The organism is Megasphaera sp. DJF_B143, from assembly GCF_900320625.1.
In the GTDB taxonomy this organism is placed as follows: Bacteria; Bacillota; Negativicutes; order Veillonellales; family Megasphaeraceae; genus Megasphaera; species Megasphaera hexanoica.
The window spans coordinates 1-6,591 of the sequence record NZ_ONTA01000274.1 but is presented as its reverse complement, the minus strand read 5'-3'; the positions used below and the strand labels follow the sequence as shown (position 1 = coordinate 6,591).

At 50.3% G+C, this 6,591-nt stretch carries 7 protein-coding genes and 1 pseudogene; all 8 read right to left on the bottom strand.

Annotated elements, in window-relative coordinates:
- A pseudogene (locus DBO31_RS09515) lies at positions 1–121 on the bottom strand (EamA family transporter); the annotation flags it as partial.
- A gap of 22 nt (positions 122–143) precedes the next feature.
- Positions 144–1,646 (bottom strand): threonine synthase, encoded by a 1,503-nt coding sequence (thrC, locus tag DBO31_RS08010; protein WP_150824886.1) that lies wholly within the window; start codon positions 1,644–1,646, stop codon positions 144–146.
- 97 nt (positions 1,647–1,743) lie between these two features.
- Positions 1,744–2,967, bottom strand: a complete 1,224-nt coding sequence (locus DBO31_RS08005) for a class I SAM-dependent rRNA methyltransferase (protein ID WP_150824885.1) — start codon at positions 2,965–2,967, stop codon at positions 1,744–1,746.
- A 165-nt stretch (positions 2,968–3,132) separates the two neighbouring features.
- Positions 3,133–4,137, bottom strand: a complete 1,005-nt coding sequence (locus tag DBO31_RS08000; RefSeq protein ID WP_150824884.1) for an electron transfer flavoprotein subunit alpha/FixB family protein — start codon at positions 4,135–4,137, stop codon at positions 3,133–3,135.
- Between the two features lie 14 nt (positions 4,138–4,151).
- The gene (locus DBO31_RS07995; protein ID WP_150824883.1) at positions 4,152–4,937 is read right to left on the bottom strand and encodes an electron transfer flavoprotein subunit beta/FixA family protein; all 786 of its coding nucleotides are present in this window, start codon (positions 4,935–4,937) and stop codon (positions 4,152–4,154) included.
- Positions 4,938–5,118: 181 nt separating this feature from the next.
- Entirely contained in the window at positions 5,119–5,805 is a 687-nt protein-coding gene (gene radC / locus DBO31_RS07990) for a DNA repair protein RadC (protein ID WP_075582276.1), read from the bottom strand.
- Positions 5,802–6,362 (bottom strand): nucleoside triphosphate pyrophosphatase, encoded by a 561-nt coding sequence (locus DBO31_RS07985; protein ID WP_150824882.1) that lies wholly within the window; start codon positions 6,360–6,362, stop codon positions 5,802–5,804. Before DBO31_RS07985 ends, radC begins: the two co-directional genes overlap by 4 nt.
- Before the next feature lie 31 nt (positions 6,363–6,393).
- Positions 6,394–6,591 (bottom strand): DUF4321 domain-containing protein (locus DBO31_RS07980; RefSeq protein ID WP_150824881.1); only part of this gene is annotated, 198 nt, incomplete at its 5' end.

Sequence of the window (6,591 nt, the reverse complement as noted above, 5' to 3'; positions counted from 1 at the left end):
GGAAACCGCGGAAAAACGCGATTTCCCCAGTGCTCATGGTATACGATAGCTCTTTGACAATGACGTTTTGAATACTGAACGCCAGAGCAGATAAAATGGCATATACAACGCCTTTGTTCATATAAAACCAGAGCGCCTCTTTTCTATTGCTTCTTGCTGATATCGTCGATAAAGGACAATACAGCCTGCTTCATATCTTCTTTTTCAATACTATCTGCAAAGCGGACCGGCTTCTGCTGCAACGCGGCCAGCGGTTCCGGCAGGGCGATGCCGGTCAGACTGCTGATAGACTGGAGCATGGCAAACGGATCGTCACTGGACGGCAATGCCAGGGCCTTGCAGATAACTGGCGGAAATTTGTATGGATGAGCCGTAGACATGATGACCGTATGACGCCCCTGGTCCATGCCCTGCTTGTGACGGTTCAGGTACACGCCATAGGCGACAGCCGTATGCGGATCCAGGAGATAGCCAAAGTCGTTATAGACGTGATTGATGACAGCTTCTGTTTCATCATCATCAATCCAGCCGCCACAGAATTCCTCCTGCAGCCAGGCCAGTTCGTCTGCGTTGACCGCCATCTTTCCCGTTTCCTGCAGGTCTTTTTCCCACTGGGCCACGCGCTGGCAATCGCCTTTGGCAACATAGAACAGAAATCGTTCAAAATTACTGGACAGAAGGATATCCATGGACGGGCTGTCCGTCGTATAGAAATCGCGGTTCATGTCATAGACACCGGTTTCAAAGAAATCGGCGAGGACCTTATTGCGGTTCGATGCACAGATGAGCCGGCCGATATGAGCCCCCATCTTTTTGGCAAACCATCCTGCCAGGATATTGCCAAAATTCCCTGTCGGCACGACGACATCAAATGATTCATCGGGAGCGATGACACCGTTGTCTACAAGGCGTACCCAGGTCGAAACATAGTAGGCAATCTGTGGAAAGAGCCGGCCGATATTAATGGAATTGGCACTGGAAAAGAGAACGCCATGGTCATGGGCATAGGTATTGACTTCTTCACTCGTAAAGACCCGTTTCAAAAAGCTCTGGGCATCGTCAAAATTTCCGTGTATAGCACTGACGCGGACATTCTTCCCTTCCTGTTTCTGCATCTGCTGCTTCTGCATGGGGCTGACGCCTTCGCTGGGATAAAAGACCATGATATTCGTGCCATTTACGTCTTTAAACCCTTCGAGAGCTGCTTTGCCCGTATCACCGCTGGTTGCCGTGAGGATGAGGATATCGCGCTTTTCTTCTTCCTGTACCTTGGCAGCTGTCAACAGATAGGGAAAGAGGGATAAGGCCAGATCTTTGAAAGCCAGTGTGCGGCCGTGATACAATTCGGCAACAGAAAGATCCGTATCGATTGAATGAAGCGGTACAATGCGGTCATCACGGAACGTTTGATCATTATAGGCAGCATCAATCATTTTCTGCCGCACTTTAGGCGTAAAATTCGTAAAAAAGTACGCTAAAACAGCATCAGCGATTTCCTGATAGGACTTTTCTTTCAAATCTGTATACGATAATACCTGTTCCGGGAATTCTTCCGGGACATATAGTCCGCCATCGCGGGCCAGGCCATGTAATAATGCATAAGACGGAGTAACGGTTTCTTGCGAACGAGTGCTTCTGAACTTCATGGGACCCTCTCCTTTATTTCATTCAGTAATAGCAGAATCAATCTGCTGCTTTATTATATCATACTTAAACCATGGCGTCAGCCTTGTCTGAAGCCGGTCAGACGACCTGGAACAAGTAGAATTTCAAATAATTTGTTTCCGGCACATTCCAGAGAATAGGATGATCCGGCGACTGCTGGCGCCCTTCAATCTGGCGCAGGTGGACACCGGCATCGGAAGCCGCATCGGCCAGCATGGACCGGAACAAATCATCGCGCATGAAATGGGAACACGAACAGGTAGCCAGGTACCCGCCCCGGGGCAGCAGTTTCATGGCTTTCAGATTGATTTCCTTATAACCACGGATGGCATTGCGCACCGTATGGCCCGATTTGGTGAAGGCTGGCGGATCGAGGATGATGAAATCATAGTCATGGTTTTTATGGTCTGCCAGGTCCGTCAGAAGGTCAAAGACATTGGCCTGCATTGCCGTAACCTTGTCTTCCAGTCCGTTGCGGCGGATATTTTCCCTCGTCATGGAAACGGCTTCGTCCGATATATCGACGGCGGTAACACTGGCCGCTCCTCCTCTGGCTGCATTGAGGGCAAAGGCTCCCGTGTGGGTGAAACAGTCCAGTACATGATGGCCTGCGGCAATTTTGGCTACGGCCAGGCGGTTATATTTCTGATCGAGGAAAAAACCCGTCTTCTGGCCGTTCTCAACATCTACGTCATACAAGATGCCGTTCTCATCAATCGTCGTAAGGGCGTTGCCCGGTTCCGGCAGATAGGGCGTCTCGTACCAGCCCTTGTACTGTTCCATCCCGTCCAGTTCGCGGACGCGGACATCGTTACGTTCGTAAATTCCCCGGATGATGACACCCATATGGCGCAGCTGGTCTGTCAATGCCTTGAAGATGACCGGTTTTACGACATCCATGCCATAGCAAAGTGTTTGGGCTACGAGCAGGTCATTGTACCGGTCAACAGTCAGACCCGGCATTTCATCAGCATCACCAAAAATAAGGCGGCAGCAGGAAAAATCTTTCTCTCCCATGACGGTCCGGCGGTATGCCAACGCATACTGGACACGGCGCTGCCAGAAGGCTTCATCAAAGCGGTCATTGGCATTGCGTGATATGATGCGGACCCGGATTTTAGAAATATCATTGGCAAATCCCGTTCCCAAGTATTTTCCTTTTTCACTGAGGACATCTACCAAGTCTCCTGTCTTGTACTGCCCATCAACATGGGTCACTTCTTCTCCATAGACCCAGGGATGACCGCTGCGGGCAGCCCGTTCTCCTTTGCGGGTCAGGTACAATTTAGCGTAAGGTCTCATATGACTCCTTTATATTATACAAAAATGGTAAACAAAAGATAAATCAAATTTAAGATTATCTTTAATTATGGCAAATATTGTAGAGAAGTGCAATAGCCAGACCAGAAAATAAGGCCAGGACCACTGCAATACAGCGTTTCCCGGCCTTGATATATCCAGTTTCCGTTATTTAGCCTGCAATTTTTTGATTTCCCGCTGAAGGATAGGCATAACTTCAAACAAATCGCCTACAATGCCATAATTGGCAAATTTGAAAATGGGTGCGTCCGGATCCGTATTGACGGCAATGATCAGTTCTGCCTCTTTCAGGCCCAGTTGATGCTGGATGGCACCGGAAATTCCCAGAGCGATGTAAATCTTCGGAGCTATTTTTTTGCCTGTCACGCCAACCTGTGCATCATGGGGCATCCAGCCGTTATCGACCAGCGGTTTGGAAACGCCCAGCGGCGCGCCAATGGATTCGGCAAAGGCAGCTACCTTTTTAAGGCCGTCTTCGTCTCCTACCCCCCGGCCGGCTCCGACAACCAAATCAGCCGTTTCGATAGTCAGCGTTTCATCGAGCGGCGGCAGGCTTTCAAAGCCGGTCACCTTCTGGGATACGGTACGCGTACAGGAAAGACCGTCCTCTTTGATGACTTCTCCACTGCGGCTGCTGTCAAACGTATTGCCCCGGAAAATCCGTTCACCAATCGTAGCCAGCTGGGGACGCGTCGTCGTCAGAATCTTAACGAACAATTTTCCCGTGTAAGCCGGCCGTATCCAGGTAAGACTGTCATCGTCTCCTTCGTACCGGCAATCGATGCAGTCGGCAACGAGTCCCAGATTCATAGCGGCAGAGAGCCGTCCACCCAGGTCACGGCCGTCAGGAGATGCGCTAATCAGCATAGCACTGGCTTCATATTTTGTCAGGATCTGCTGTACGATTTCCGTGTACTGCGAGGCATCAAACGTATCCAGCCCATCGCGGTTAACGACAACCGCCACATCGGCGCCATAGCCTATAATATCAGAAGCCGCTTCTTCTGCTCCCTTACCCACGAGAAGAGCCATCAGGGCTTTATTTCTGCTATCGGCCAGTTCCCGGCCTTTTCCCAGCAGTTCAAGGCTCAGCTGTGACGGTTTCCCATCCACTAATTCTATGTACACCCAGATATTGTGTTTCTTTTCCATAACCATGCGCCTCCTTATATCAGTTTTTTCGCTGCCATATCTGCCATCAGTTTCTGGACAGCTTCTTCTGTCGTATTGCCGTCAATCATGATGCCGACAGCATGTTTTTCCGGCGCAAACACTTCGATAACATCCGTTGCCGAACCGGCACTGCCCGATTCAGACGGATCGAGTCCGATATCTTCCAGCCGCCAGACATCAAAGACGGCTTTTTTTGCTTTCATCTTGTTACGGATACTGGGTGAACGGGGCACGTTCATCGTTTCCATGACTGAGCAGACTGCCGGAAGCTTCGTTTCTACTGTTTCCATTCCACCGTGATTCTTCCGCGATGCCCGGATCACCCCATCTTCTGCCGTGAGGCTTTCTGCATACGTTATGAGACTGAATCCCAGGTGTTCGGCAATAGCTGGCGGAATCTGTCCCGTATCACCGTCAGCCGATTGTTTTCCTGTAAGGACCAGATCGACAGGCGCCAGTTTTTTAATGGCCAGGGCAAGGATTTTCCCCGTCGCCAGCGTATCGGACCCGGCCATGCGTTCATCGGACAGAAGGACGCCGCCATCGGCCCCCATGGACACGCCTTCCCGCAGAGCTTCACTGGCCATAGCCGTCCCCATGGAAACCAGAGTCACTGTACCTCCCTGTGCTTCTTTAATGGCAATGGCTGCCTCAATGGCATTCTTGTCTACGGGGTTCAGCATCGTCGGCGCCCCGACACGGACCAGATTATGATTCTGACTGTCAATCTGGATATCCGAAACGGCTGGTACTTGTTTAATCAGTACTACGATATTCATACAACACTCCTCCTTTAGTCTAGCCGAATTATTTATGTATTAATATTATATATATTATCTCACGGTCACATAAATTTATCAAGAAATAATGTTTATTATTTTATAAAAAAGTTTGTAAAAAGAAAAGCATCCGGAAACGGATGCTGGTTCATATTATATATGCACACATTGTCTGGTCATCTTACAGGTAGCCCCGCTCACACAGGCTGACAAACACACCGTCACCGATGATGATGTGGTCCAGGATTGGGATCTCCATGACATCACCGGCTTGTACGAGGCGGCGCGTGACATCGATATCTTCCTGACTCGGCTCAGGATTGCCACTGGGATGATTATGCAGCAGGACGACAGCGGCCGCATTACACTGCAGCGCGTAGCGGAACACGTCTCTTGCCTTGGCCAGGCTGGCATTAATAGTCCCTACGGTCAGAGTCTGGACGCGCAGGAGCTGATTCTTCGTCGAAAGGTACACGGCGGCAAACCGTTCCTGCGGTAGGAAGCGCATGTCTTCCATAACGTATTCGGCAATGACCTGAGGTGAACTGAAATCGGGATTATCCCGGCGTACCCGGCAGCGGACGATGCGCCGGCCGAGTTCCACGGCTGCACAAAGAGTGACAGCCTTGTCCGGGCCGATGCCGCGGATCCGGCATAATTCACTCAGCGTGATTTCGCCAAGACAGCCCAGATTACCTCCCGGCAGGGACGCCAGCAAATTCCGGGCCATATCCAGTACTGAACAGCCCCGGGTACCGGTCCGCAGGAGAATGGCCAGAAGCTCTGGATCCGTCAGCAGGCGGGCGCCATGCTGGATCAGTTTTTCCCGTGGTTTTTCCCGCGATGACAATTCTTTCAGACAAGTCATCCGATAATTTTTGCCTTCTGGAGCAGCGTATAGACCTGGGATAACGGCAGGCCGACTACGTTCGTATAGGAACCGTTGACTTTTTCAACGAAGACAGCGGCCTTTCCCTGGATACCATAAGCCCCGGCTTTATCCATGGGTTCACCAGAACGGACATAGTCCTTGATTTCACTGTCTTTCAACTTCCGGAACCAGACTTTGGTTTCCACGACTTTGGTATAAGTCTTTTTACCGCGCACCAGTGCTACGCCCGTGAACACGGAATGTTTACGGCCCGATAATTCCTGAAGCATGCGCATGGCATCTTTTTCATGCTTCGGCTTACCCAGGATTTCCCCGTCGAGTGCCACGACCGTATCGGCACCCAGTACCCACTGACCCGGATATTTGGCCGCTACATCATTGGCTTTACCCAGTGCCTGGGCCAGGACAAATTTAGCAGGATCTTTCTTTTTAGGTGCACCTTCTTCATAGGTGCTGGGATTGACCATATAGGCTACCCCAATCTGAGACAGCAATTCCCGGCGCCTCGGTGAAGCGGAAGCCAGAATAAGCATAATAAAAAAACCTCCTTATCCTTATATACTATTATAACCGGCGGAAAATAAGAAATGCCAGTATAATGCCAAGAATACTCAGCAGATTAGGGGCAAAATGAATGCCGAACTGGATCTGCATGACATACAGATTCAGATGGACGTTCTGAATATCAAATATTTCATAATGCTGGGACAAGAGCGGCATGAGACTGCCAAAGCTGACATGAGACAGCAGTTCTCCCAGGAT

Bases quoted from the DNA above. Each gene is read 5' to 3' on its own strand.
- DBO31_RS08000 (WP_150824884.1), bottom strand. From the start codon at position 4,137: ATGGAAAAGAAACACAATATCTGGGTGTACATAGAATTAGTGGATGGG.
- DBO31_RS08005 (WP_150824885.1), bottom strand. From the start codon at position 2,967: ATGAGACCTTACGCTAAATTGTACCTGACCCGCAAAGGAGAACGGGCT.
- thrC (WP_150824886.1), bottom strand. From the start codon at position 1,646: ATGAAGTTCAGAAGCACTCGTTCGCAAGAAACCGTTACTCCGTCTTAT.
- DBO31_RS07995 (WP_150824883.1), bottom strand. From the start codon at position 4,937: ATGAATATCGTAGTACTGATTAAACAAGTACCAGCCGTTTCGGATATC.
- radC (WP_075582276.1), bottom strand. From the start codon at position 5,805: ATGACTTGTCTGAAAGAATTGTCATCGCGGGAAAAACCACGGGAAAAA.
- DBO31_RS07985 (WP_150824882.1), bottom strand. From the start codon at position 6,362: ATGCTTATTCTGGCTTCCGCTTCACCGAGGCGCCGGGAATTGCTGTCT.